The sequence below is a fragment of the Pseudomonas sp. BGA-UO-ETr-WB11 genome, assembly GCF_059567785.1.
The window spans coordinates 496,750-521,111 of record NZ_JCAQOS010000007.1 but is presented as its reverse complement, the minus strand read 5'-3'; the positions used below and the strand labels follow the sequence as shown (position 1 = coordinate 521,111).

Below are 24,362 nucleotides of genomic sequence, written 5' to 3'. Positions count from 1 at the left end.
GACAATGGTCTATCAGGGCAGGTCGCTGGCCACCCGCGCGCGCCAATCCGGCTCAGCAAGCAAACCGAGCAAGGCTGTGTGCAATAGTTCCAGGCTGCTGGTGGGTGTGTCCGGGTGGCAACCCATGGCGCGCAAGGTGGTAAGAAATACCAGGGACGGTTGGCCCAGAGCTGTTTTGTCGGTCGCTGAGGCCACCTGCGCCGAGCGGGTATCCGAGACCCAGAGGTCGAAGCGTTTGTGCCGCAGCATATTGGGACCGAGCTTGGCGCTGCTGACTTCGATAACGCTAAAACCCCGCACCAGCAAGTATTCACCTAAGCCGCTGCCCAGGTAACTGCCGATGCTGTAGGGCCGGGCATCCTCCAGGGTTTGCAGGCGTACTTCGTGGCCCGCCGGGGCATACAGGCCATAGCGACTGAGTACCAACGGGCTGATCCAGCGCAGGCTGGTTTCCCGCTCTTGACTGCGCTCAATGGGGAACACACAGGTACCAGGCTGATTTTGCGCCTCTTTTAATCCACGTTTGAGCGGCAACACCTCAATGCTGTAAGGCACGCCCGCGCGCTCGAACAGCTGCTTGATCAGCTCGATGGTTGGCCCCTGCAAGCGCTCGCCTTCGGCTTCAACCCAGGGCGGCTCATTGAAGGTCAGCAAGCGAATCGGCGCCTGATCGGCCTGGGCCGCAGAACCCAGCAGCGCACCCAGGCTCAGTACCAACAATCGCAACAGGGCGCGCGGGGCACTCATTGCCATTTGCGAATCGCCTCCGGGTACGTCAGGGTCTGCCCTGCCGGCTGCTCATCGCCCTGCGGCATGGGTGAACCAGGCTGTGCCAGCCAGTAGGCAGCATCCCGCAGTGGCCCCAGGCGCGGCTGACAGCGCTGCAACTCGCCCCGCTCGGCAATACGCGCCAGCTCCAGGTCCATCTGACTGGCCAGGTTGTGCAGGCTGCTGGCCACCGTCTGCCGGCCATCCACCAGCGGCCCCAGTTGTTGCCACCAGAGAGCCGCCAGGGCCGCGTAATCCGGCACATTGGTGCCGGTCGGGGTCCACACATCACGGGCGCGGCTGCGGTAAAACTCGACCAGGCCGCCCAAGCGCGGGGCAGCATCGGTCATGGCCTGGGACTGCACATCGGAGAGGCGCACCGGGGTCAGCCCCACCAACGCCTTACGCAGCGAGACTGTCTTGGCAACGGTAAATTGCGCATACAGCCAGGCGGCGGCCTGACGGTCGGTGGCCGTGCTGTCGAGCAAGGTCCAGGCGCCGACATCCTGGTAACCGGACTTCATTCCCGGCCGCCAGTAGGCGCCAACCGGCGACGGCGCCACCCGCCAGCGCGCACTGCCGTCGGGGTTGTACATAGCATTCCCAGCATGCACTAGGTTCGGTACAAACGCTGTGTACCAGAAAATCTGTTGGGCAATCTGGCCCTTGGGCACCCACTCGGTCGACGTCGTAAAGGTCAAATCGCGCGCTTGTGGCGGGGCAAAACGGTCCAGCCAGCTTTTGTATTTGCTCATCGCATAGATTGCCGCCGGGCTGTCCAGCGCGCCGCCGCGACTGACCGAAGCACCTACCGGGTGGCAGCCGTCCACGCGAATCCCCCAGTCATCCACTGGCAGGCCATTGGGCAAGCCTGGGTCGCCGACCCCGGCTAGGCCCAGCCAGGCATCGGAAAAGCGCCAGCCCAGGGACGGGTCCATACGGCCGTAATCCATATGGCCCCAGACCCGCTGACCATCCAGTTCGCGCACATGCACGGTGAAAAATTCGGCAATGTCCTCATAGGCGCGCCAGTTCTGCGGCACCCCAAGTGGGTAGCCATAACGTTGGGCAAAGGCCTGCTTGAGTTCAGGGCGGCTGAACCAGTCATGGCGGTACCAGTAGAGGTTGGCAAACTGCTGGTCAGGCAACTGATAGAGCTTGCCATCCGGACCGCTGGTAAAGCGCAAGGCCATGAAATCGGCCAGGTCCAGGGTTGGCAGGGTCACCTCACGGCCATCGCCGGCCATGTAGTCGGATAACACCAGGGTCTTGCCCATGCGAAAGTGAGTGCCGATAAAATCGCTGTCATTCACATAAGCATCATAGATCGGCAGCCCCGTCTGCATCTGCGCCTGGAGCTTCTTTACTACGTCGTCCTCGCCGGTGATTTCGTGCACCACCTGAATACCGGTGATATCGGCAAAGGCCCGCGCCAGCACCTTGCTCTCGTATTCATGGGTGGGAATCTGCTCGGAAACCACGCGAATCTGCATGCCGCGATAAGGCGCAGCGGCGCGAATAAACCAAGTCATTTCCGCCAACTGCTCAGCGGCAGTCAAGGTTGAAGGTTGGAACTCCTTGGCAATCCAGCCCTGCGCCTGGGCCAGTTGCTCCTTGGGGACAGACTCCTGCGCTAGCAGCGGAGTGCTGTAGATGCCCGTTACCAGCAGCCCCAAAAAGGCTCTCTGTAACAACCGAGCAAGCGATAACGGCATAAAATGGCAGCCTTGAACGCATAAATGGCGTGTTATTTTGGGTTAAATATAGCTGCAATCCGGGCAGGTAACCTACCCGATCCAAGTAACTGTAAGCAGCAAGGGAGAACACCATGGCTAAGCGCGTAGCGCTGGTGCTGGGCTCGGGCGGAGCCCGCGGTTATGCGCATATCGGCGTGATCGAAGAACTGCAGGCCCGCGGCTATGAAATCGGCTGTATTGCCGGTTGCTCCATGGGCGCAGTCGTCGGCGGGATTTATGCCGCCGGTAAGCTGCGCGAATACCGCGAATGGATCGAAAGCCTGGACTACCTGGATGTGCTGCGCCTGCTGGATGTGAGCTTTCGCCTGGGCGCCATTCGCGGCGAGAAGATCTTCGGCAAAATTCGCGAACTGGTCGGCGAGATCAACATCGAAGACCTAAGCATCCCCTACACCGCCGTCGCCACCGACCTCACCAACCAACAAGAAATCTGGTTTCAGGAAGGTTGTCTGCACCAGGCCATGCGCGCCTCAGCGGCGATTCCCAGTCTCTTCACCCCGGTCGTGCAGGGCAATCGCATGCTGGTGGACGGCGGCCTACTTAACCCTCTGCCGATCGTGCCGGTGGTGGCCAGCCATTGCGACCTGATCATCGCGGTCAACCTCAGCGCCACCAACCAGAAGCAGTACCAACTGCCGGTCATCGAGCGGCCGCCGGCATTGAAGAATCGCTTCGACCTGCTGATGGAATCCCTCGGCTCGCGCTTGCCGTTCAAGCGCAAGGGCAGCGAGGCTGACGACGGCGAATTACTCTTGCTCGACGCCCCCGCCGCCAATGCCTGGCTGGAACCCGTCGTCAGCAAGCCGCAGGCTTCATCGAGCACCTCCGCCAACGGTTCACGGCTTGCCGACCTGAGCGGCCCGGCCTCGCTGCTGGACGTGATTAACCAGAGCTTCGAGGTCATGCAAACGTCCCTGGCGCAGTACAAGATTGCCGGTTATCCGCCGGACATCCTGATCAACATCCCCAAGCGCGTGTGCCGTTCGTTCGAGTTCTACAAAGCTCCGGAGTTGATCCAGCTGGGCCGCATCATTGCCCACGACACACTGGATAAATACGAACGCGATAACGCCTGACCGCGGCTAAACCTCCAGCAAGCGATACCCCACGCCGGCCTCGGTGACGATAAAGCGTGGTGCGGCAGGGTCGTCATTGAGTTTCTGCCGCAGATGACCCACCACCACCCGCAGGTAGTGGCTGTCGTCTGCGTGGCTGGGGCCCCAGATGTCCTTGAGCAGTTGCTGCTGAGTGACGACGCGGCCCAGATGCCGCGCCAACAGGGCCAGCACGTCGTACTCCTTGCGCGTCAAGCTAACCTCGGCACCGTCCAGCGTCACCCGCCGATAAGCAAAATCCACGCTTAGCGCACCGCTGCTGATACGCGCCTGCGCCTGTTCAGCACCGCCGGCCTGGCGCAGCAAAGCGCGCACGCGGGCAAGGAACTCCTGAATGCCGAAAGGCTTGGTCACGTAGTCATTGGCGCCGCCGTCCAGGGCCAGGACTTTTTCACTCTCTCTGGCGCGCACCGAGAGCACCAGCACCGGCACCTGCGACCACTCGCGCAGTTCACGCAGCACGGCCTGACCGTCCATGTCCGGCAGGCCGAGGTCGAGCACCACCAAGTCGGGTTTGCTCAACGCCGCGTGGGCCAGGCCTTCACTGCCATTGACCGCTTCCAGCACCTTGTAGCCTTGGGCAATCAGGCTGATGCGCAGAAACTTGCGGATCTGCGCTTCGTCATCAATTACCAGGAGGGTGGGTTGATTACTGGTCATCGCATTCGTCTACTGTTCATCATCAAGCGCCGGCTGGGGATGCAGCGGCAGGTGCAGGGTCAACGTAGCACCGTGACCGTCGATACCCTCGCTGACGCTCACCCGGCCGCCGTGGGCACCGATCATACCCTGACAGATGGCCAGCCCGAGTCCTGTGCCCTGCCCGCCGCGGTCACCACGCGCCGCGGTATAGAACATGTCGAAAATCTTCTCCCGTTCGTAGGCCGGAATCCCCGGCCCTTGATCGCTCACACTAAAGCGCAGCTCCTGGACATCGCTATCAACGCTGATGCGCAAACGGCCCTGACTGGGCGAAAAGCGTGCAGCGTTCTCCAGCACATTGATCAACGCCTGCTCGATCAGTGCCCCGTGCACATACAGCAAGGGCAACTGCTGCGGCACCTGCAGCTCGACCTGCAAGGGTGCTAACACCGGGCGCAAACGCTGTACGGCACTGGCGACGATATCGGCGGGCGCCACCCAGTCACGCGCCAGGGCCAAGCCGCCGTGGCCCAAGCGCGTCATGTCCAGCAGGTTCTGGATATAGCGATCCAGGCGCTCGGCCTCATCGCGGGTGCCCTCCAGCAGCTCACGCCTGTCGCTCAACGGAATGCGCTCGCCGAGGGCCAGCAGGCTGTCGATAGACCCGCGCATAACGGTCAAGGGCGTGCGCAAGTCATGGGACACCGAGGCCAGCAAGGCGCTGCGCAACTCTTCGGTCTGGCCGTGCAGACGGGCTGCCTCCAGTTCCTGCGCCAACTGCGCGCGCTCCAGCGCCTGCGCCAGTGGTTGCGCCAAGGCAGCCAGCAAGCGGCGCTGCTCCGGCGCCAAGGGCCGCTGATCTTTTGGACTCACCCCAAGCAATGCCAGCGGGCCTTCCTGGGCCGATAAGGGCCACCACCACCAGCGCCCACCGGGCAAGGTGCCGGTGCCCAAGCCGGCGGCCTGCTCATGCTGCCAGGCCCAGTCAGCTGCGGCGCGCTCTTGCTCGGTGAGCAGCCGTTGCACCCCGGCTTCGACCTTCCAGACCTCATCGTCGCTGCGCGCCAGCACACTGATCTCAAGCTCGTTCCAACCACTCAAGTGCTGCAGGGCGGCGGCCAGCACTGCCTGGCGATCGGTGGCGGCGGTCAGTTTGCGCGAGAGGTCCAATAGCGCCGTGGTTTCTGCCTGCGTCTGGCGCAGGGCTTCCATTTGCCGACGTTGGCGGCTGGCCAGATTGCCGGTCAAGGCAGCCATCAGCAGGAAGAACAACAAGGTCAGTACGTCTTGCTGGCGAGCGATGGTCAGCGACCAGGTCGGCGGGATAAAAAAGAAGTTGTACGCCAGAAACGACAGCCCGGCGCAGGCCAGAGCCGGCCCCAGGCTGCTGCGTACCGCCACCAGCAACACCGCAGCCAAAAACACTAGGGAGATATTCGGCAATTCGAGAAAGCGCGAGACCCCCAGCGCCACCCCGGTGGCACCCACGGCCGCCAGTAACGCCAGCAAGTAGTCGTGCCACTGCAGCGGCAGCCGACGGCGACTGCTCGCTTGCGGTGGCTCGCCCTGGCTGTCCAGCACACTGATCTCGAGGCCCTGCCCCAGCGCCAACAAGCGTTCGGCCAGCCCTCGACCGAAGTAACGGCGGCGCAGATGCTGGCGGCTACGGCCCACCAGAATCACGCTGGCGCGGCGCTCGCGCGCATGTTCGACCAGGGTTTTCGCCACCTCACCGGCGCGCAGACTGATAACTTCCCCGCCCAGGCGCTCGGCCAACTGCTGCGCTGCCTGCAGATAACCCAGGCCTTGCTCGTCCCGGTCCGCGCCGATATCAACATGCACCACTGACCAAGGCAAATGACGCCGCTCCGCCACCCGGCTGGCATGCCGCACCAGGCGTTCGGCGTCTTCACTGGCGTCGATGCCGACCAACAAGCGCCCACGCAGCGTAGGCGCCTGTTGCCCCTGCAAGCGGTAACGCCGGCTGAGGTCGGCATCCACCCGCGCCGCTGCCGTTTGCATGGCCAACTCGCGTAATGCGGTGAGGTTGGTCTGCGAGAAAAACGCATCAATCGCCGCCCGCGCCTGCTCTGGCACGTAGACCTTGCCGTCGTGCAAGCGTTCGAGCAGCTCCCGGGGTGGCAGGTCGATCAGCAAAATCTCATCGGCTTCTTGCAGCACCCAGTCCGGTACTGTTTCGCGCACCTGCACACCGGTGATATCGCGAACCTGATCGTTGAGGCTTTCCAGGTGCTGGACGTTGACGGTGGTGTAGATGTCGATGCCCGCCTCCAGCAGCTCGCGCACGTCTTGCCAGCGCTTACTGTGGCGGCTGCCCGGAGCGTTGGTGTGGGCCAGTTCATCGACCAGCAACAGTTTGGGCGGCTTGGCCAGAATGCCGTCCAGGTCCATCTCGGTCATGGCCACGTCACGGTACATGAGGCTGCGCTGCGGTTGCTGCGGCACGCCCACCAGCAAGGCTTCGGTCTCCGCCCGACCATGGGTTTCCACCACGCCGGCGCGCAGGTCGACGCCCTGACGCAGTTGCGCCTGGGCGGCCTGCAACATGGCAAAGGTCTTGCCGACGCCGGGGGCCGCGCCGAGGAAAACTTTCAGCCGGCCACGGCCCTCGCGGGGCATCTCGGCCAACAGGGCATCGGCACGTACGGCATCACTCATAGGGCTTACTCAGGGGCAACTAGCAGGCTGTTGAAAAATGTAGGCGAGGCAGGCAAGACAAGGCAAAAACGGCCGCAACGTAGCGAAGCGCAGTAACAGCCATAGGCTGGCCCACAGGGCGAGCGTAGCGAGTCAAAAGCGGAGTTTACGAGTTGTAAATGAGCATTTGACTCGCTTCGCTCACCCCTTTGGGGCCGTGCTAAAGCACGTTCAGCCTTCGGCTGTGAGGCCGTTTTTAACGCAGTATTGCCAACGCAGGTAGTTTTTCAACGGCCTGCTAAAGGGCGATTGTCGGCCAGGGCCATGTTGAGAGCCAGCACATTGACCACTGCCGGTCCCACCAAAGGCTTCTCAGTGTGTTGCACCAGCAGGCGCTCCAACGCTTCAACCGGCATGCTGCGGGCGGCGGCGATGCGGGCAATCTGGTAGCGCGCGGCCGCTGGCGGCAGGTGCGGATCAAGGCCGCTGCCGGAGGTGGTCAGCAGCGCCATGGGTACCGCGCCCTGGCCGGCAACGCTGAGTTGGGCGGCATCGGTGGCGACCCGTTCAGCCAATGCCGGGTTGCTCGGTGCCAGGTTGCTGGCACCGCTGGCGACCGTGGCGAAACCTGCTGCCGAGGGCCGCGACTGGAACCACTCGGCGCCGCTGAATGGTTGGGCCAGCAGTGCACTGCCGCGCACCTCACCCTTGGCATCCTTGACCAGGCTGCCGTTGGCTTGCGTCGGGAACGCAACCTGGGCAATGCCGGTGACTGCCAGCGGATACACCACACCGGTAACCAGTGTCAGCAAGGCCAACAGACTTACGGCGGGACGAAGTTGTTTAAGCATGATCATTCTCCAAATTCTATGTAGCCCGGATGCAATCCGGGGCCACGGTTCCCGGATTGCATCCGGGCTACAGGCGGTAGGATGGGTTGAGCGCAGCGATACCCATCATTGCAATCTCCTTGGGTATCGCTGCGCTCAACGCAAACCCACAAATGCGCTACACCAGCCCCACTGCTACCAGCAGCAGATCGATCAGTTTGATCCCGATAAAGGGCGCGACAATGCCGCCAAGGCCGTAGATCAGCAGGTTGCGGCGCAGCAAGCTCGCGGCATCCAGCGCCTGGACCCGTACTCCGCGCAGGGCCAGGGGAATCAGCGCGACGATAATCAGGGCGTTAAACACGATCGCCGAGAGAATCGCGCTCTGCGGGCTGTGCAGGCCCATCAGGTTGAGCACGCCGAGCTGCGGGTAGATGCCGGCAAACAGCGCCGGCAGGATGGCGAAGTACTTGGCGATGTCGTTGGCCACCGAGAAGGTGGTCAGCGCGCCACGGGTCACCAGCAGCTCCTTGCCGACCTGCACCACGTCCAGCAACTTGGTTGGGTCGCTGTCCAGGTCCACCAAGTTGGCGGCCTCGCGGGCGGCCTGGGTGCCATCGTTCATGGCCATGCCGACGTCAGCTTGGGCCAGCGCCGGGGCGTCGTTGGCACCGTCGCCACACATGGCGACCATCTTGCCTTCGGCCTGTTCACTGCGGATGCGCTGCAGTTTGCGCTCTGGCGTGGCTTCGGCAATAAAGTCATCAACCCCGGCTTCGGCGGCAATCGCCGCGGCGGTCAACGGGTTATCGCCGGTCACCATGATGGTGCGAATGCCCATCGCCCGTAGCTCGGCGAAACGCTCGCGAATGCCGGGTTTAACCACGTCCTTCAGATGAATGGCGCCCAGCAACTGACCATCGCCGGCTACCAGCAAGGGCGTGCCACCGCTCTGGGCGATTTTCTCGACTTCACGGGTCAGGGCCGCCGGCACCTGCTCACGACTCAGGTTGAGGTAATTGAGCACCGAATCAACTGCGCCCTTGCGGTAGATATGCCCTTCCCAGTCGGCCCCGGACAACCGCGTTTCGGCCGAGAACGGAATCACTTTGATCGTCTCGCGGACTGGCTCCTGCAAGGGGTGCAGACCACGCAAGTACTCGACAATCGACTTGCCCTCGGCGGTGTCGTCGGCCAACGAGGCCAGCAACGCAGCTTGCGCCAAGTCGGTAGTGGACACGCCAGGCGCCTTGATCATGGCGCTGCAGCGACGGTTACCGAAGGTGATGGTGCCGGTCTTGTCCAGCAGCAAGACGTGCACGTCACCGGCGGCTTCCACTGCACGGCCAGACTTGGCAATCACGTTCAGGCGCACCAGGCGGTCCATGCCGGCGATGCCGATGGCCGACAACAAGCCGCCAATGGTGGTCGGAATCAGCGTCACCAACAGCGCCACCAGGTACACCAGCGGTAGGTCGCCACCGGCATAACGGGCGAACGGTTGCAGGGTCGCGACCACCAGCAGGAAGATCAGCGTCAGGCCAATGAGGAGGATATCCAGCGCCACTTCATTGGGAGTTTTCTGCCGCTTGGCACCTTCCACCAGGGCAATCATCCGGTCGAGGGTCGACTCGCCCGGATCGGCGGTGATCTGCACCAGCAACCAATCCGAGACCACGCCGGTGTTGCCGGTAACGGCCGAACGGTCGCCACCGGACTCACGAATCACTGGCGCGGACTCACCGGTAATCGCCGCCTCGTTGACCGCAGCGATGCCTTCGATCACCTCGCCGTCACCGGGAATCTGCTCGCCGCACTCAACCCGCACTATATCGCCGCGGCGCAGGCTGCTGGCGGCAACGGTGGTGTAGTGCCCCGGACTGGTTTGCTTGCGCGCACTCAGGCCCTGGCTGCCCGCTTTGAGGCTGTCGGCGCGCGCTTTGCCACGGCCTTCGGCCAAGGCTTCGGCAAAGTTGGCAAACAACACGGTGAACCACAGCCACAGGGCGATCTGCACCGCCAGCCCCGTGGTCACTTGTGGGTTGGGTACAAAGCACAGCAGCGTGGTGACCACGGCCGTCAGCTCCACCACCAGCATCACCGGGGAGCGCACCAGTTGGCGCGGGTCGAGCTTGACGAAGGCTTGTTTCAGCGCCGGTTTCCACAGCGCCGCCAGGCTGGTCTTAGCCTGTTTGGTATCTTGCTTGGCGCTTTTCAGCACCTTGGTCTGCGAATTCATAGCGGATTCCTTATTGAGCCAACATGCCCAGATGTTCGGCAATCGGGCCCAGGGCCAGTGCCGGCAGGAAGGTCAAGCCACCCACCAGCAAGATGGTCAACGTCAGCAAGGTGACGAACAGCGGGCCGTGGGTGGGGAAGCTGTTGCTGCCAATCGGTGCACGCTTCTTCGCCGCCAGGCTGCCGGCAATCGCCAGAATCGGCAGGATGTAACCGAAGCGGCCAATCAGCATCGCCAGGCCAATCATCAGGTTGTGGTACGGCGTGTTGGCGCCGAAACCGCCGAAGGCCGAACCGTTGTTCGCTGCACCCGAGGTGTAGTTGTAGAGAATCTGGCTAAAGCCATGGGCACCAGGGTTGCTTACCGAGGCTGACGCGACCGGCAAACTGGCAGCCAAGGCACCCAGAACCAAGACACCGACCGGCATCACCAGCAAGGTGGCCACCAGCAAGCGAACTTCACGGGCTTCGAGCTTCTTGCCGAGGTATTCCGGGGTGCGGCCGATCATCAGGCCGGCCAGGAACACCGCAATCAACACGAACAGCAACATGCCGTACAACCCGGCACCGACGCCGCCGAAGATCACTTCACCGAGCATCATGTTGAACATCGGCACCATACCGCCCAGCGGGCTGAAGCTGTCGTGCATGGCATTCACCGAGCCGTTGGACGCGGCCGTGGTGGTCACCGCCCAGAGGCTCGATGCCACCGTGCCGAAGCGGCTTTCCTTACCTTCCAGCGAACCCACTTGCTCAATCGACGCGGCGCTCAGGGCCGGGTTGGGCTGCAGCTCGGAATACGTGGTCACACCTAGGCCGAGCACAAACAGAATCAGCATGCTGGCGAGCAGCGCGCGGCTCTGGCGCAAATCCTTGACGTAATGACCGAAGGTGAACAGCAAGGCCACCGGAATCAGGATGATCGAGGCCACCTCGAACAGGTTGCTCCACGCCGTCGGGTTCTCAAACGGGTGCGCCGAGTTGACGCCAAAGAAGCCGCCACCGTTGGTGCCCAATTGCTTGATCGCAATCTGGCTGGCAGCCGGGCCCAACGGAATGGTCTGGTCGGCACCTTGCAGCGTCACGGCGTGGGCATAATCGAGGAAGGTTTGCGGCACGCCCTGCCACACCAGCAACAACGCCAGAATCAGGCAGAACGGCAACAGGCCATAGAGTGTGGCGCGGGTCAGGTCGACCCAGAAGTTACCTAGGTTGTTGGTGGACTTGCGCGCAATGCCACGGCAGAACACCACCAGCACCGCCAAGCCAACCGCCGGGCTGACGAAGTTCTGCACCGTCAGACCAATCATCTGGCTGAAGTAGCTCAGCGAGGCTTCACCGCTGTAAGCCTGCCAGTTGGTATTGCTGACAAAACTCACCGCGGTATTGAACGCCAGCGTCCACTCCATACCCGGCAAGTGTTGCGGGTTAAGCGGCAAGCTGCCTTGCATAAGTAAAATGCTGAACAGCACCACCAGGCTGACGGCGGTGAACGCCAGTAATGCCAGGGCATAGGTTTTCCAGCTTTGTTCGGCGCGCTCATCCACCCCACCGAGCCGGTAACAAAGCCGCTCGACCGGCTGCAACAGCGGCGTGAGCAGGGTTTTCTGCCCTTCCATTACCCGGTACAGGTAACGCCCTAAGAAAGGCGCTGGAGCCAGCACCAACACAAAAAAGGCCAGCAATAGCCAAACGTCTTGAAACTGCATGGCGCCTCCTAGCTACGATCGGCGCGCAGCAGCGCGACCAACAAATAGATAAAAAGTCCTATGGCCATAGCCAAGGACAACCCATCGAGAATATTCATCTGTCCTACTCCTGGAAGCGGCTGTATCGCTGCTGGACAAAGCTTGCGCAAAAGCGCCGTAAAGGCGCGATTGCCACGCCACGGGCTGGGCATAAAGAAACCGTAAAATTTCGCGACGTGTTGCAAGGCATTCGTCGCCGCGCCGATGGTTGTGTTTGACACCGCAATGACCTCGCGCTGCTAAAGATTTCGCGGTCAAGACCGCTCCCACACATCTAGCAGGCGCCGCGCGTCCCCGGTCCCGTCAGGAGGCCAAGTGGAGGTGCTGTGTAGAGGGGCGTTTGGCATGGATGCCAAACGAGTCACGATGGGCCAGGGATGGCCCTTCGTGACGACCCTCGGAACAGCACCGGAACGAGGGAAGTTTCGCGCAGCGAAACCCGGATGCCGGGTGCGCTTTCTCTTTGGTTACTTTCTCTTTCGCGCAAGCAAAGAGAAAGTGACTCGGCGTAAAGCCGAAACCGGTAGTGGCCAAGCGCAACACGTAACAGGCTCAGAGCTTAAAATCTGACCGCACAGGCGGCTAGCGCGGGCATGGCGTTGTGTATCAAGGTCGATACAGTGCCGACACGCTGCCGATACGCCGACCCGCCAGCATGGCGACGGGCGGCGCTGCCGGGCATGGTCGCCGCGGTTATGACAGGCTAGGATGCCCGCCCCCTCCCACAGCCCTGAAGTCGATGGAGCCTGCACCGGTGCACCCCTTGAATGCACATGACGTGCGCCCCCGTAGCACCCGCGCCCTGATCGTTGATGACAACGAAGAGCTGCGTGAACTGCTGGGCGGCTACCTGAGTCGTTTCAATATCGACAGCCAAGCGGTCGGCGATGGCCAGGGCATGCGCCAGGCCCTGGCCCAGGGTCATTTCGACGTGATCATCCTCGACCTTATGCTGCCCGGCGAAGACGGCCTGGTGCTGTGCCGCGAGCTGCGCAGCCAGTCGGATATCCCGATTCTGATGCTCACCGCCCGTTGCGAGCCGACAGATCGCATCATCGGCCTGGAGCTCGGGGCCGACGACTACATGGCCAAACCGTTCGAGCCGCGCGAACTGGTGGCACGCATCCAGAGCATCCTGCGGCGGGTCCGCGACGACCGTTTCGAGCCACGGCAAGAGCCGCCCAGCAGCATCCGTTTTGATAACTGGCGCCTGCACAGCGTATTGCGCCAACTGCACGCCCCCGATGGCCTGGTGGTGCCGCTGTCGAATGCCGAATTCCGCCTGCTGTGGGTGTTCCTCGAACGCCCACGGCGGGTATTGAGCCGCGAACAGTTGCTGGATGCGGCCCGCGGCCGCTCCATCGAGGCCTTCGACCGCAGCATCGACCTGCTGGTCTCGCGCCTGCGGCAGAAACTCGGCGAAGACCCCAAGGCACCGCGCCTGATCAAGACCGTGCGCGGCGAGGGTTACCTGTTCGACGCCCGCGAGATCGCCTGATGCGCCGCGCTGACAGCCTGTTTGCGCGCCTGTTCGGCCTGTTGCTGTTGGCCATTGTGCTGGCCCATGTACTGGCCTTTGTCTGGTTCAGCCAGTACGGTCACCGTCCGCCACCACCGCCCCACTCGCCGCCCCCCGCCAATGGCCTGCCTGTTGGTCAACCGCCACCACCGCCGCCTGGTTTTGGCGGTCCGCTGGTGCCGCTGCTGTTTCAGTTGCTGACCCTGATCGTCGCCGCCTGGTATGGCGCGCGCCTGCTCAGCCGCCCCATTCAGCACCTGGCCGAAGCCGCCGAGCAGCTGAGCAACGACCTCGACAGCCCGCCGCTGGCCGAAACCGGCCCGCGCGAGTCGCGGTTGGCGGCCCATGCGTTCAACCAGATGCAGCACCGCATCCGCCAGCAGGTGCAGCAGCGCGGGCGCATGCTCGCTGCCGTCTCCCATGACCTGCGCACCCCGCTGGCACGCCTCAAACTGCGGGTCGAGGAAGTGCCCGATGCCCACCTGCGTGCCCGCATGGGCCAGGACCTTGGCGAGATGATCAGCATGCTCGACGCCACCCTCAACTACCTGCACGAACAGCGCAGTTGCGAGGCCCTGCAGTGGTTGGATTTGCAGGCCCTGGTCGAGTCCATGGCTGAAGACGCCCAGGACCGTGGTGCCGACGCGCAGGTCAGTGGTTACTGCGCGCCGCTGCGTGTGCAGCCGCTGGCACTGCGCTCGTGCCTGAGCAACCTGCTGGAAAATGCCCTGCGCTATGCCGGCAGCGCACAGATTGAGCTGCGCGACAGTCGTGAACAGGTCGAAGTACGGGTCTGCGATCACGGCCCCGGGATCGCCCCCGAACAGCGCGAGGCGGTGTTCGAAGCCTTCTTTCGCATCGAAGGCTCACGCAACCGCAACTCTGGCGGCGTCGGCCTGGGCCTGACCATCGCCCGTGAAGCGGCGCGCCGTCAGGGCGGCGACATTCACCTGGAACAAACGCCTGGCGGCGGTCTGACTGCCGTGCTCTGCCTGCCGCGCCAGCCGCCTGTATAAGCGCCGATACAAAGCCCACATAGCCTCGACACATGCACCACTGACGCTGCCAGCACCGGTAAACCCTTACCGGTGACAGCGATAGGAGTGACTCCCATGATCAGTGGTGTCAGCAGTTATTCGAGCTACAGCAGCTATAGCTCGACACTCGCCAGCAGCGCGCGCAACAGCACCGCCAATAGCACGGCGGCAAGTTGTAGCGGCGGCCCGGCGAAAGCCCAGGAAAAGCTCTTCAGCATTCTCGACAGCGATGGCAACGGCAGCGTGGCCAAGGAGGAGCTGGACAGCGCGCTCTCGGCTGCCAAGGACAGCGACAGCAGCCTGACAATCGATATCGATGAGCTGTTCAGTCAGTTGGATGCCAACAGCGACGGCAGCATCGATAAAGAAGAAACCGCCGCCCTGGCACCACCGCCGCCCCACGGTGGACCCGGTGGACCGGGCGGCGCCAATCCCGAAGAGCTGTTCGGCCAGCTGGACAGCGACGGTGATGGCAGCGTCGGTCTGGCCGAGCTGAGCAGCGCCTTGGGCGTCAGCAGCGACGACAGTGATCTGGCCACCCTGTTTGGTGAGCTGGACAGTGATGCCGACGGCGTTCTCAGCGCCCAGGAGACCGCCGCCCTGGCGCCACCACCCCCTCCGCCCGCGCAGATGAGCAGTGCCGACAGTGAGGAACTGTTCAGCGCCATCGACAGCGACAGTGATGGCAGCATCAGCAAGGATGAGTTGAGCAGTCTGTTCGAGGCCCTGACCAGCAGCGACAAGAGCAGCAGCACAAACGCCAGTGCCAGCAACGACAGCGGCTATGCCGATATGGTTGCCAGCCTGCTCAAGCAGTACAGCGAAAATACCAGCTATACCAGCAAGATCGGCAGTCAGCTCAGCCTGACGGCCTGAGTCGGCAGCTTGCAGCCGTTACCCGCGCGGCGGGCAACGGCTGCAGATCAGGTGGACGGAGTTTCGCTCGCGGCTTTGCCCGGCGTGGCGATCCAGTCCTTAAGCAGGCTGTAGGCCACTGCCAACAGAGTCGGACCGAGGAACAGGCCCATAAAACCAAAGGCCAGAATCCCGCCGAACACGCCGAGCAATACCACCACCAGCGGCAGGTTACCGCCGCGGCTGATCAGGTAGGGTTTCAGCACGTTATCCACGCCGCTGACGATAAAGGTGCCCCAGACGCCGAGGAAAATCGCCAGGCCGTAATCGCCCCGCCACACCAGCCAGGCCACCACCGGCCCCCAGATCAGGGGTGGGCCCATGGGGATCAGGCTGAACACGAACGTCAGCAAGCCGAGTAACACCGCACCCGGCACACCCGCAATCCAGAAGCCAATCAGCGCCAACAGGGCCTGAGCCGCGGCGGTGCCGATCACGCCGTTGACCACCCGTTGCACCGTGCCTGCCACCAGGTGCAGGTAATGATCGGCGCGCTCGCCGATCAGGCGGTGCAACAAGGCATGCACAAAGTGCGCAAGGGCCGGGCCGTCACGGTAGAAGAAGAAGATCAACACCAGGCTAAGCACCACTTCGAGCATGCCGCCGCCAATCTGCGCACTGCGCGCCAACAGCCAGTTGCCGATTTCACCCAAATACGGGCGAGCACTGGCGAACAGCGCCGCACCACGGGCATCGATGTCGTTCCAGAGACTCACCAGACGTTCGCCCACCAGCGGCAAACTCCCCAGCCAGGTGGGTGGCTCCGGCAGCCCATCGACCTGCACGGTCTTGAGCAAAGCCAGGCCCGTTTGAATATGGTCGGCCAGGTTGAAACCCAGCCACACCAGCGGTGCCGACAGCACCAGCATCCACACCAGGGTCAGCAAGGCAGCCGCCGCCGTTACTCCGACCTTGAGTGGCCCGGTCAGCAGGCGCATCAACGGCCAACTGGCAAAGGCCAGTACCGCCGCCCAAAACAGCGCCGACCAGAACGGCGCCAGCACCAGCACACAGGCGCCCAGCAGGATAAACAGCAGAATCTGCCCCAAAAGGCGGTCGTTATTTAACATCCAGTCTGCTCCCTGCAGAAAAAATCAAAACCGCGCGGCGAGTAACTCCCACGCGGTGCATTAACCTTGCGCCCATTATCACTGGCGAGTTTGCACGCTGATGACCAGCCCGGCCTCCGCGTTGACCTCGGCCGTCAACCGCGCACTGCGTACGCCCTGAGCCACCAGAGCCGCGCGCCAGGCCTCAGCCTGGGCACCCGCTAGGCTGACACGCAAGGTGCTGTCCATATTCAGGCTGCGCGCCAGCAATGCACTCCAGGCCGCGTTGGGCGTTGCCGGCAAATGCGCCAAGCTCAGGCGCTGGGTGCTTTTCAGTTGCTGCAACAGGGTTCCGGGGCTGGGCAACAGCTCAGCCAAGGGGGCGCTGGCGTTCAATTGCTCCACATGCAGGTAGGCACGGCGGTTGCCACGGGTAATCCCGTACAACACCAACAGGCTGTCTTGCTGCGGTGCAGCCAGGCGCAGCAAGGCGTAGGCCTGCTGATCGTCGCTGCCATACAGCTGGGCATTGGCAAACACGCTATTGGCCCACAGGCTGCTGGAGCCGCAATCACGGCCCTGGCACCAATACAGCAACTCGGCGCCCTGGGCCTGGACTTGGGTACGCGCGAGGTTGAACACATCCAGCGCGGCGTGACCGTCGGGCAAGGCATAGGTCAGGGCCGTCAGCTGCCCTTCGGCGCTGACCTGGGACTCGATCCGCAGCTTGCCGCTGATACGGCTCAAGGGCCCGGTGGGGAACACCCGCTCCAGGCCGCTGGCCTGACTGAACTCGATGATCTCGGCACGGGCAAAACGCGGTAGTACCTCAAGGTCCTGACTGCCCGCCACGTCGGCGGCCAGGGCCACACTGCCGTACAGACAAAACAGCATAAAACTGAATAAACGCACCGATAACCTCAACGTTGCAACATCGCTTGGGCGGCTTTGACCAGCTGCGCAGCCTCGGCCTCACGGGGCGGAACCAACAAGCCGCGCTGCACGGCCGGACGCCCACCCACGGTGGCCATCCAGCGCTGCAAGTGCTCAAGACCATCGACCGAAACACCGGCCCAGTCGTGGATTTTCACCCAAGGGTAGGTGGCGATATCGGCAATGCTGTAATCGCCGGCCAGGTATTCCACCTCGCCCAGACGCGTATTGAGCACCTCGTAGAGACGACGGGTTTCATTCTGATAGCGGTCAATCGGGCCCTGGAGTTTTTCCGGGTAATAGCGGAAGAACACATTGGCCTGACCCTGCATGGGCCCGACGCCGCCCATCTGGAACATCAACCACTGAATCACTTGCGAGCGGCCCTTGGCATCGGCCGGTATCAGTTGCCCGGTTTTTTCCGCCAGGTACAGCAGAATCGCCCCCGACTCAAACACCGCAAAATCGTCGTTGCCGCGGTCGACAATCGCCGGAATGCGGCCATTGGGATTGATCTTCAGGTAGGCCGGAGCTTTTTGCTCCTGCTGGTCAAAGCGCAGAGGGTGCACCTCATAGGCAAGCTCCAGCTCTTCCAGGGCAATCGAAACCTTGTGGCCATTGGGTGTGGCGGCGGTATACAGATCAATCATGGCGAACTCCTTATTAGGGTCTGTTGCCGTTTCATCGTGAGCCGCGTTGCCGCGAGAAATGGTCCCCGGTTAGGCGCAGGACGCAGGTAATGGTTATTCCCTTATCAAGTCCTGCAACAACAGCGGGGGCCATTTCGCGCGCAACCCGAAGGGCCGGGCCTGTTTTTGTGCGAGGCGGCGTTACTCGTCGCTTATTTGGAACAACCAAATCACGCTCCTCGCGCCTTGCCTCGCGCAAAAACCGGCTCCGGCGCGGCCGCGAATGAAACGGCAACAGACCCTAAGCGCCCAGAGTCCGCAGTTGCTCCACGCAAGTCAAGGCGCGTGGAAGAAGGGATTGAAACAGTCTGCGACAGACTGGGCGCCCGCCTCGTCATCCAGGTGCAAATGATGACCGCCAGGCAATGACTGCACGCTGAACGGCAAACCGGCCAACAGCTCCGTCAGGCCAGACTGGGCCTGCATCATGCCCTGCTCGGCCAGCACCAGGCTGACCGGGCACTGCACGGCGTGCACAAAAGCGGCGGCGTGGGCCTTGGTCAGTCGCAGCGGCGACGGCAGGGTCAAGCGTGCGTCGGTGCGCCAGGTGTAACCACCGGGTACCGGCATCAAACCGCGGCTGGCCAACAGCTCAGCGGCTTCGCGACTGACCGCACCGACGCCTTGCATACGCGCCGCCACGGCCCGCTCGATCTGCGCGTACACAGGCTTGCGTTTGTCGGCCAGGGCCAACTGCGCCAGCAGCGCGTCACCGAGCTTGGCCGGCGCCGTATCAGCTTCGCCGGTATAGGGAATCAGGCCATCGATGAGTGCCAGACGCTCGACCCGCTGCGGCATGGCGCCGGCCAGCAGCACCGAAACGATGGCACCCATGGAGTGTCCCAGCAGGGAAAAACGCTGCCAGCCAAACTGCTCGGCAACCTGCAGCACGTCGTGGACGTAATCCCAGATGGCATAGCTGCCGCCTGCCGGGCGGTGATCGGAATGACCGTGACCGGCCAGGTCCAGGGCGACAATGCGCAAGCCTTGCAGCTTGGGCGCCAGGCGGGCGAAGGTCATGGCGTTATCCAACCAGCCATGCAGGGCAATCACCGGCTGGCCATCCTCGGGACCGAACAGATGGGCCGCCAGTTCGATATGGGGCAAGCTTAAGCGGACTTCTTCAAAAGGCGTGGTCATACGGGTTGCTGCTCCTGACTCCAACGCTTGAACAGACCGCGCAGCAGCTCGGCCGTATCCTGCGGGCGCTCCAGCGGGAACATGTGCCCGCCCGGCACACTGAGGTATTCGCCTTGGGGCACCCGGCGCAGCAAACGGCCATGGTGAGCCATGACCACTCGGCTGTTACGGCCGCGCACCATGGCCAGAGGCACCTGCAGCTGCTGCGGTTTGCCCGGACTGGTGTGGGGCACGCTGCGGTAAATGCTTATTTCGGTTTGCGCATCAAAACGCAGCGCCAGCCCTTCGTTACTGGCCTGCAGGCCGTGGGCAACGTAATCGTCGAGGCACTCGGGATCAAAGCGACTGAACAGGGTTTTGCCCGCAAAATAATCGCGCGCTTCACCCGCATCGGCGAAACGTTCGCGCCGGCCAATGGTGCGCCCAGCCGGGGTGATGCGGTCGATAAAGCCAAAATGTTTGGCGGCACGAATCACCAGCTTGTCTGCCAGGGTCAGCAGCGGCGAATCAAGCATCACCACCCCGCGGTACAACTCGGGATGACGCAGCGCCGCGTGGTAATGCAGCACCCCGCCCAGGGAGTGGCCCACACCCCACACCGGCTCAGCGCGTTGTTGCAGATGAAAGATCAGCTCGCTGACCAGTTGCTCCCAGTTGTCGTTAACCGGAAAGCGCGGATCGTGGCCATGCTGCTCAAGAAAATCCACCGCGTAGTCAGCCCCCAGAGCACGGAACAACTTGCCGTAGGTGGCTGAAGGGAAGCCATTGGCATGGGCGAAAAAGACGGGCTGTGACATAAGAGAAAGGCTGGCCGGGAACTGAGGATTGGATTGTCCAGCAGCACCGCCCTGACAGCAATCGCAGAGCGGCCGCTGAATGACGGCAGTGTGGCCAAAGGCACGGCGGCAATGGTCATACCGCCGGGGTCGATCAGTCCGCCACGGGCGCCGACTTGCCCAACGGCACCACGGCCATGGTCAACCGTGACACGCAGCTGAGTTTGCCATCGTCACCACTCAAGCGGATGTCCCACACCTGGGTGGTGCGGCCCAAATGCAGCGGTCGCGCCACGGCGGTCACCCGCCCGCTGCGCAGGCCGCGCAGGTGATTGGCATTGACCTCCAGCCCTACGCAATAGAACTGCGTGCTGTCGATGCACAGGTAGCTGGCGGTGGACCCTAGGGTTTCCGCCAGCACCACCGAGGCGCCGCCATGTAGCAGGCCATAGGGTTGATGGGTGCGTGGATCGACCACCATGCTGGCAGTCAGCGAATCATCGTCGAACGCCTCAAAGCGGATATCCAGCAGTTCGACGATGGTGTTTTTCGACAGCGCATTCAGCGCCGTCAGCTCGGGTTGCTGCAACCAGATGCTCATGCCCGCTCCTTATTCATGCCAAAGCACCGGCTCGCGGCGCTCCATCCAGGCATCGTAGCGGTCAGCATAAGCACCCTCCACCACGCTGCGTTTGATTTTCAGGGTCGGCGTGAGGAAGCCGTTATCAATGCCCCAGACATCCTTGACCAGCACAATACCGAGCAGCCGCTCATGCTTGTCGAGTTGTCCATTGACCTCGTCCAGCAAGGCTTTGAGGCTTTGCTCCAACTCCACACGGCCACCCAGACTGGCGTCCTGGCGCGCCATCTCCGACAACACGCATAGGGCCATGGGTTGCGGCATGCCATCGCCAACCACGCACACCTGTTCGATCTTGCCATGCACGGCCAGGCGGTTCTCGATCGGCGCCGGGGCCACGTACTTGCCTTTGCTGGTCTTGAAGATTTCTTTCAAGCGTCCGGTGAGGCGCAAATTGCCCTCGCCATCCTGCTCGCCCTTGTCGCCCGTGCGCAGAAAACCATCGACGGTGAGGGTCTCGGCGGTCTTTTCCGGGTCCAGGTAGTAACCCTGCATGGTGGCGCCACTGCGCACCTGCACTTCGCCGGTTTCGGCAATCCGCACTTCAACATCGGTGCAGGGCTGGCCAATCCAGCCATGCCGGCGCTTACCGGGCCGGCAGACATGGGAGTAGCCGCAGTTTTCGGTCATGCCATAGACCTCAAACAGGTCCAGGCCCAGGCGCTGATACCACTTGAGCAAGGCATCCGGTACCGGCGCGGCGCCGCACAAGGCATAGCGCACGGCATCCAGCCCCAGGCCGGCAAGCACCTTGCGGCCCATCCAGCGCCCAACCAGCGGCAACTTGAGGAGGAAGTCCAGGCGCTGCTCGGGCATTTTCGCGAACACACCCATCTGGAACTTGGTCCAGATGCGCGGTACGCCAAACATCACGGTCGGCCGCGCCCGCTTGAGATCGGCGAGGAAGGTATCGAGGCTTTCGGCGAAGAAAATCGTCGAACCGCCGTAGAACGACACCATCTCGACAAACATGCGCTCGGCCACATGACAGAGCGGCAGATAGGAGAGCATGCGGTCGTTTTCATCAACGCCAAACAACTCAAGGCCACGGCTGGCGCCAAAGGCGAAGTTGCTGAAATTGTGCATCACCCCTTTCGGCGTGCCAGTGGTGCCGGAGGTATAGATGATGGTGCACAACTGATCGGCCGCAGGCTTGGGCTGATCCTGAATCGGCGTGCAGGCTTGCAGGTCGCTCCACAACGCGTCAAAACGCCCGCTGGGTCGTAGTGGCAGACCGACACAGGGAATTCCCTCGGGAACGCCTGGGGCCATGGCCGGCCAGTCGTCCAGCTTGCCGACAAACACCACCGCCGCCTGGGCATGTTCAAGCACCTGGCGCACCGAGTCAGCCGTGAGGTTGGGATACAGCGGCACCGACACATGCCCGGCCATCCAGATGGCCAGGTCGGTAATAATCCAGTGCGCGCAATTCTTGGAAATGATCGCAATGCGGCTGCCCTGGGGCAACTCCAGGCTGCGCAGCCAGTTGGCCGCACGACGGGCCTGGTCACCAACTTCGGACCAGTTCAGCTGTTCTATCTGGCCGCCGGCAATGGGCTGCGACAGGTAGGGTTTATTCGGGTGACGGGCTTCACGGGCGTAGAACGCATCCAGCGGTAAGCGGACAGCAGTCATCACAGGCATCCTCCATTGTTGTTGTTCTGGGGACAAACCAAGCACTTGCTTGGTTGAATAAACCACGCAGAAGAAGGAGGTGCAAGTGAAGAAATGTATCCGCCCAGCATGACCACCGCCGGCTCTGAAAGCCGACGACAGTCACTCAGTGCTTATGCGGGTGATGCAGCGCGTTGAGGTGCATTGCGCCCGGCAACGGCAGCTCGCCCTCTAGCTCTGCCAGGCTGGCTGTTTTCATGGGTAACGGCGCCTGCCGGTGCCCATGCTGAAGCAAGCCTGCCAGTTCACCGATAAAGGGCTGATGGCTGACCAGCAGCAATGTGTCCTCTGCGTGCGCATCCAGGTAGTCCACGGCCTCGCGCAGATCACCCTCTGGCGTAAGCCAATTGACGGTTTCAATCGGCGGATGGCTGGCCAGCACTTCGCGCACGATCTGCGCCGTTTGCTGGGCACGCACATAAGGGCTGGCGACAATCTTGCTCACGCCGTGGCCGGGCAAATGCCCGGCACTCTGTTTGACCTCCTTGCGCCCGTGCGGAGTCAGCTCGCGCTGGGCATCACTGCGCGCATGGGCCTCGGCCTCGCCATGGCGCAGTAACCAGAGCTTCACAGCTTTGGCTCTTCATCCCGCACTGGATGGGCCGCTGGCGGGATGCTGTGGGGCGTTTCGCCTTGCGGTGCGGCGGGAGTCGGCCAATCGCTGAACGGCCAAGGCTTTTCGTCCGTATTGAAGGTACCGAAACGACCGATCTGCGCCAGGTACTGACTCAGGCTGTCGCCAAAGCTCAGCAAGCTGGCGTTAGGCGCTGTGTAAAACAGGCGATAGCCTAGTTGCAGCAGCACCACACCGGCCAGCACCAGCTCAGCCACTTGCCAGGCACAGGCGAACAGCACCATCCAGAGTATGCGCAGCAGGATTGATTCGCGCTGCAGGTCCTGTTGGGGGTTATTCATAACTATCTCCTTATGGCAGCGCCGGCGGCGCAATGGGGTAAATCAGAAATCGTTGATGGAGATGAAATCGACGTCGGTTTTCGGCTCACCGCGCATCAGCAACTCGATAACCTGGGCCAGCGTACGCCCCTCAAAGAGAATCGCGTGCAGACCGGCGACCAAAGGCATGTACACCTCCAGGGCCTGGGCACGGGCCTTGAGCACCTTGAGGGTGTTGACCCCTTCGGCCACTTCCCCCAGGCGCGCCACGGCATCTTCCAGGCTCAAGCCCTGGCCGAGGGCAAAACCCACCTGGTAATTGCGGCTCTTGGCCGAGGAACAGGTAACGATCAGATCACCCACGCCGGCCAGCCCCAGGAAAGTCATCGGGTTGGCGCCCAGTTTGACCGCAAAGCGAGTCATTTCTGCGAGCGCGCGGGTAATCAGCATGCTCTTGGTGTTTTCGCCCATGCCCAGCGCCACGGCCATGCCGGCCATGATGGCGTAGACGTTTTTCAACGCGCCACCCAGCTCGACGCCAAAGCGGTCCTGGCTGGCGTATACGCGGAAGGTGCGCCCGTGCAGAGCAGCCTGCACGCGCTGGCAAAGGACCTCATCCTCGCTGGCCACCACGGTGGCCGTCAGGGCGTGCTCGGCCACTTCTCGGGCCAGGTTTGGCCCCGACAACACGCCAATTCGCGCCTCAGGGGCCACTTCCTCGAGTATCTGGCTCATGAGCTTGAAGCTTTCAGCCTCAATACCCTTGGTCAGGCTCACCAGCAACTTGCCCGCCAAGCCGGCGGCTAAGGGCTGCAGCACATTGCGCAAGGCACTGGACGGCAGCGCGACAAAAATCAGTTCGCACTGGGCCAAGGTGGCCGGCAAGTCGGTGACCGGATGGACGCCAGGATGAATCTTGATGCCTTTCAGGTAACGGGGGTTTTCCCGCTGGCTACGCATCGCTTCGGCCTGCGCAGGGTCGCGCATCCATTGGTAAACCTGTTGGCCATTTTCGGCCAACAGGTTGGCGATTGCCGTGCCGAAACTGCCGCCGCCAAGTACGGCAACGGGTTGCTGTTCAGTCATAACCTATCCCTGTATGAGCCTGCGGCTCAGGTAAGCGCCAGCACAGTGGCAATTTTCGCCATTATACGGCCCGCGCGCCAACGAACCAGCAGTGCCTATCAGGGCTGGGATGGGCTTCAGTGACTGGCAAAGCGCCGCAGCTCGGTTAACATGCCTAGACAAGCTCCTGCGAACAAGGTCGTTCCGTGTACTCATCCGCCATCCCGCCCTGCCCGCTCCCCCGTCTTGCCTGCCTCTTGCATGCCACACCTCCA

22 protein-coding genes are annotated in these 24,362 nt (G+C 62.6%); 4 read left to right on the top strand and 18 right to left on the bottom strand.

All coding sequences use genetic code 11. The features are described from left to right. Window positions 1-12 precede the first annotated feature (12 nt). Both AC56DI_RS13195 and AC56DI_RS13190 read right to left on the bottom strand, forming a co-directional pair. Window positions 13-747 carry a substrate-binding periplasmic protein gene (locus tag AC56DI_RS13195; protein ID WP_496346556.1) on the bottom strand — a complete coding sequence of 245 codons (735 nt, stop codon included), beginning with the start codon at window positions 745-747 and terminating at the stop codon, window positions 13-15. Beyond that, window positions 744-2,423 (bottom strand): ABC transporter substrate-binding protein, encoded by a 1,680-nt coding sequence (locus tag AC56DI_RS13190; protein WP_496346659.1) that lies wholly within the window; start codon window positions 2,421-2,423, stop codon window positions 744-746. The genes AC56DI_RS13195 and AC56DI_RS13190 overlap by 4 nt, the downstream gene beginning before the upstream one ends. Window positions 2,424-2,596: 173 nt before the next feature. Here AC56DI_RS13190 and AC56DI_RS13185 point away from each other — a divergent pair, with 173 nt between their 5' ends. Continuing rightward, window positions 2,597-3,601 (top strand): patatin-like phospholipase family protein, encoded by a 1,005-nt coding sequence (locus AC56DI_RS13185; protein ID WP_496346555.1) that lies wholly within the window; start codon window positions 2,597-2,599, stop codon window positions 3,599-3,601. Between the two features lie 6 nt (window positions 3,602-3,607). Here the strand turns inward: AC56DI_RS13185 and AC56DI_RS13180 are convergent, their stop codons facing one another. The 6 genes from AC56DI_RS13180 to AC56DI_RS13155 all read right to left on the bottom strand — a co-directional run bounded on the left by AC56DI_RS13180 (window position 3,608) and on the right by AC56DI_RS13155 (window position 11,815). Next, window positions 3,608-4,300 carry a response regulator gene (locus AC56DI_RS13180; RefSeq protein WP_496346554.1) on the bottom strand — a complete coding sequence of 231 codons (693 nt, stop codon included), beginning with the start codon at window positions 4,298-4,300 and terminating at the stop codon, window positions 3,608-3,610. Window positions 4,301-4,309: 9 nt separating this feature from the next. Next, window positions 4,310-6,961 (bottom strand): DUF4118 domain-containing protein, encoded by a 2,652-nt coding sequence (locus tag AC56DI_RS13175; RefSeq protein WP_496346553.1) that lies wholly within the window; start codon window positions 6,959-6,961, stop codon window positions 4,310-4,312. Between the two features lie 266 nt (window positions 6,962-7,227). Next, window positions 7,228-7,791 carry a potassium-transporting ATPase subunit KdpC gene (kdpC, locus tag AC56DI_RS13170; protein WP_496346552.1) on the bottom strand — a complete coding sequence of 188 codons (564 nt, stop codon included), beginning with the start codon at window positions 7,789-7,791 and terminating at the stop codon, window positions 7,228-7,230. 157 nt (window positions 7,792-7,948) lie between these two features. Further along, the gene (gene kdpB / locus AC56DI_RS13165) at window positions 7,949-10,009 is read right to left on the bottom strand and encodes a potassium-transporting ATPase subunit KdpB (protein WP_496346551.1); all 2,061 of its coding nucleotides are present in this window, start codon (window positions 10,007-10,009) and stop codon (window positions 7,949-7,951) included. A gap of 10 nt (window positions 10,010-10,019) precedes the next feature. Further along, window positions 10,020-11,717: a potassium-transporting ATPase subunit KdpA gene (gene kdpA, locus AC56DI_RS13160; RefSeq protein WP_496346550.1), complete on the bottom strand. Its 1,698-nt coding sequence runs from the start codon at window positions 11,715-11,717 to the stop codon at window positions 10,020-10,022. Between the two features lie 8 nt (window positions 11,718-11,725). Beyond that, window positions 11,726-11,815 carry a K(+)-transporting ATPase subunit F gene (locus AC56DI_RS13155; protein ID WP_422589056.1) on the bottom strand — a complete coding sequence of 30 codons (90 nt, stop codon included), beginning with the start codon at window positions 11,813-11,815 and terminating at the stop codon, window positions 11,726-11,728. Window positions 11,816-12,519: 704 nt separating this feature from the next. Here AC56DI_RS13155 and AC56DI_RS13150 point away from each other — a divergent pair. The 3 genes from AC56DI_RS13150 to xopAW all read left to right on the top strand — a co-directional run bounded on the left by AC56DI_RS13150 (window position 12,520) and on the right by xopAW (window position 15,188). Continuing rightward, entirely contained in the window at window positions 12,520-13,254 is a 735-nt protein-coding gene (locus tag AC56DI_RS13150) for a response regulator (protein WP_422589055.1), read from the top strand. Beyond that, window positions 13,254-14,291 carry an ATP-binding protein gene (locus AC56DI_RS13145; protein ID WP_496346549.1) on the top strand — a complete coding sequence of 346 codons (1,038 nt, stop codon included), beginning with the start codon at window positions 13,254-13,256 and terminating at the stop codon, window positions 14,289-14,291. The genes AC56DI_RS13150 and AC56DI_RS13145 overlap by 1 nt, the downstream gene beginning before the upstream one ends. A gap of 96 nt (window positions 14,292-14,387) precedes the next feature. Further along, window positions 14,388-15,188: a XopAW family type III secretion system calcium-binding effector gene (gene xopAW / locus AC56DI_RS13140; RefSeq protein ID WP_496346548.1), complete on the top strand. Its 801-nt coding sequence runs from the start codon at window positions 14,388-14,390 to the stop codon at window positions 15,186-15,188. A 47-nt stretch (window positions 15,189-15,235) separates the two neighbouring features. On the opposite strand, the gene AC56DI_RS13135 is transcribed toward xopAW, so the two are convergent. The 10 genes from AC56DI_RS13135 to AC56DI_RS13090 all read right to left on the bottom strand — a co-directional run bounded on the left by AC56DI_RS13135 (window position 15,236) and on the right by AC56DI_RS13090 (window position 24,108). Beyond that, window positions 15,236-16,297, bottom strand: a complete 1,062-nt coding sequence (locus AC56DI_RS13135; protein ID WP_496346547.1) for an AI-2E family transporter — start codon at window positions 16,295-16,297, stop codon at window positions 15,236-15,238. Window positions 16,298-16,375: 78 nt separating this feature from the next. Beyond that, window positions 16,376-17,188, bottom strand: a complete 813-nt coding sequence (locus AC56DI_RS13130) for a DUF4892 domain-containing protein (RefSeq protein ID WP_496346546.1) — start codon at window positions 17,186-17,188, stop codon at window positions 16,376-16,378. 8 nt (window positions 17,189-17,196) lie between these two features. Then, window positions 17,197-17,859 (bottom strand): glutathione S-transferase family protein, encoded by a 663-nt coding sequence (locus AC56DI_RS13125; RefSeq protein ID WP_496346545.1) that lies wholly within the window; start codon window positions 17,857-17,859, stop codon window positions 17,197-17,199. A gap of 315 nt (window positions 17,860-18,174) precedes the next feature. Beyond that, entirely contained in the window at window positions 18,175-19,038 is an 864-nt protein-coding gene (locus tag AC56DI_RS13120; protein WP_496346544.1) for an alpha/beta hydrolase, read from the bottom strand. Beyond that, entirely contained in the window at window positions 19,035-19,835 is an 801-nt protein-coding gene (locus AC56DI_RS13115; protein WP_496346543.1) for an alpha/beta fold hydrolase, read from the bottom strand. Before AC56DI_RS13115 ends, AC56DI_RS13120 begins: the two co-directional genes overlap by 4 nt. Before the next feature lie 133 nt (window positions 19,836-19,968). Further along, window positions 19,969-20,415: a hotdog fold thioesterase gene (locus AC56DI_RS13110; RefSeq protein ID WP_496346542.1), complete on the bottom strand. Its 447-nt coding sequence runs from the start codon at window positions 20,413-20,415 to the stop codon at window positions 19,969-19,971. Window positions 20,416-20,424: 9 nt separating this feature from the next. Continuing rightward, the gene (locus AC56DI_RS13105) at window positions 20,425-22,092 is read right to left on the bottom strand and encodes an AMP-binding protein (RefSeq protein ID WP_496346541.1); all 1,668 of its coding nucleotides are present in this window, start codon (window positions 22,090-22,092) and stop codon (window positions 20,425-20,427) included. A 142-nt stretch (window positions 22,093-22,234) separates the two neighbouring features. Beyond that, on the bottom strand, window positions 22,235-22,699 hold the full coding sequence (sixA, locus tag AC56DI_RS13100; RefSeq protein ID WP_496346540.1) for a phosphohistidine phosphatase SixA: 465 nt from the start codon (window positions 22,697-22,699) through the stop codon (window positions 22,235-22,237). Continuing rightward, on the bottom strand, window positions 22,696-23,043 hold the full coding sequence (locus AC56DI_RS13095) for a DUF4389 domain-containing protein (RefSeq protein WP_496346539.1): 348 nt from the start codon (window positions 23,041-23,043) through the stop codon (window positions 22,696-22,698). Before AC56DI_RS13095 ends, sixA begins: the two co-directional genes overlap by 4 nt. A gap of 42 nt (window positions 23,044-23,085) precedes the next feature. After that, window positions 23,086-24,108, bottom strand: coding sequence for an NAD(P)H-dependent glycerol-3-phosphate dehydrogenase (locus AC56DI_RS13090; RefSeq protein ID WP_496346538.1), 1,023 nt, complete (start codon window positions 24,106-24,108; stop codon window positions 23,086-23,088). Between the last annotated feature and the right edge of the window lie 254 nt (window positions 24,109-24,362).

Coding starts and splice junctions, on each gene's coding strand:
- AC56DI_RS13195 (WP_496346556.1), bottom strand. CDS start 747: ATGAGTGCCCCGCGCGCCCTGTTGCGATTGTTGGTACTGAGCCTGGGT.
- AC56DI_RS13185 (WP_496346555.1), top strand. CDS start 2,597: ATGGCTAAGCGCGTAGCGCTGGTGCTGGGCTCGGGCGGAGCCCGCGGT.
- AC56DI_RS13180 (WP_496346554.1), bottom strand. CDS start 4,300: ATGACCAGTAATCAACCCACCCTCCTGGTAATTGATGACGAAGCGCAG.
- AC56DI_RS13175 (WP_496346553.1), bottom strand. CDS start 6,961: ATGAGTGATGCCGTACGTGCCGATGCCCTGTTGGCCGAGATGCCCCGC.
- kdpC (WP_496346552.1), bottom strand. CDS start 7,791: ATGCTTAAACAACTTCGTCCCGCCGTAAGTCTGTTGGCCTTGCTGACA.
- kdpB (WP_496346551.1), bottom strand. CDS start 10,009: ATGAATTCGCAGACCAAGGTGCTGAAAAGCGCCAAGCAAGATACCAAA.
- kdpA (WP_496346550.1), bottom strand. CDS start 11,717: ATGCAGTTTCAAGACGTTTGGCTATTGCTGGCCTTTTTTGTGTTGGTG.
- AC56DI_RS13155 (WP_422589056.1), bottom strand. CDS start 11,815: ATGAATATTCTCGATGGGTTGTCCTTGGCTATGGCCATAGGACTTTTT.
- AC56DI_RS13145 (WP_496346549.1), top strand. CDS start 13,254: ATGCGCCGCGCTGACAGCCTGTTTGCGCGCCTGTTCGGCCTGTTGCTG.
- xopAW (WP_496346548.1), top strand. CDS start 14,388: ATGATCAGTGGTGTCAGCAGTTATTCGAGCTACAGCAGCTATAGCTCG.
- AC56DI_RS13135 (WP_496346547.1), bottom strand. CDS start 16,297: ATGTTAAATAACGACCGCCTTTTGGGGCAGATTCTGCTGTTTATCCTG.
- AC56DI_RS13125 (WP_496346545.1), bottom strand. CDS start 17,859: ATGATTGATCTGTATACCGCCGCCACACCCAATGGCCACAAGGTTTCG.
- AC56DI_RS13120 (WP_496346544.1), bottom strand. CDS start 19,038: ATGACCACGCCTTTTGAAGAAGTCCGCTTAAGCTTGCCCCATATCGAA.
- AC56DI_RS13115 (WP_496346543.1), bottom strand. CDS start 19,835: ATGTCACAGCCCGTCTTTTTCGCCCATGCCAATGGCTTCCCTTCAGCC.
- AC56DI_RS13110 (WP_496346542.1), bottom strand. CDS start 20,415: ATGAGCATCTGGTTGCAGCAACCCGAGCTGACGGCGCTGAATGCGCTG.
- AC56DI_RS13095 (WP_496346539.1), bottom strand. CDS start 23,043: ATGAATAACCCCCAACAGGACCTGCAGCGCGAATCAATCCTGCTGCGC.
- AC56DI_RS13090 (WP_496346538.1), bottom strand. CDS start 24,108: ATGACTGAACAGCAACCCGTTGCCGTACTTGGCGGCGGCAGTTTCGGC.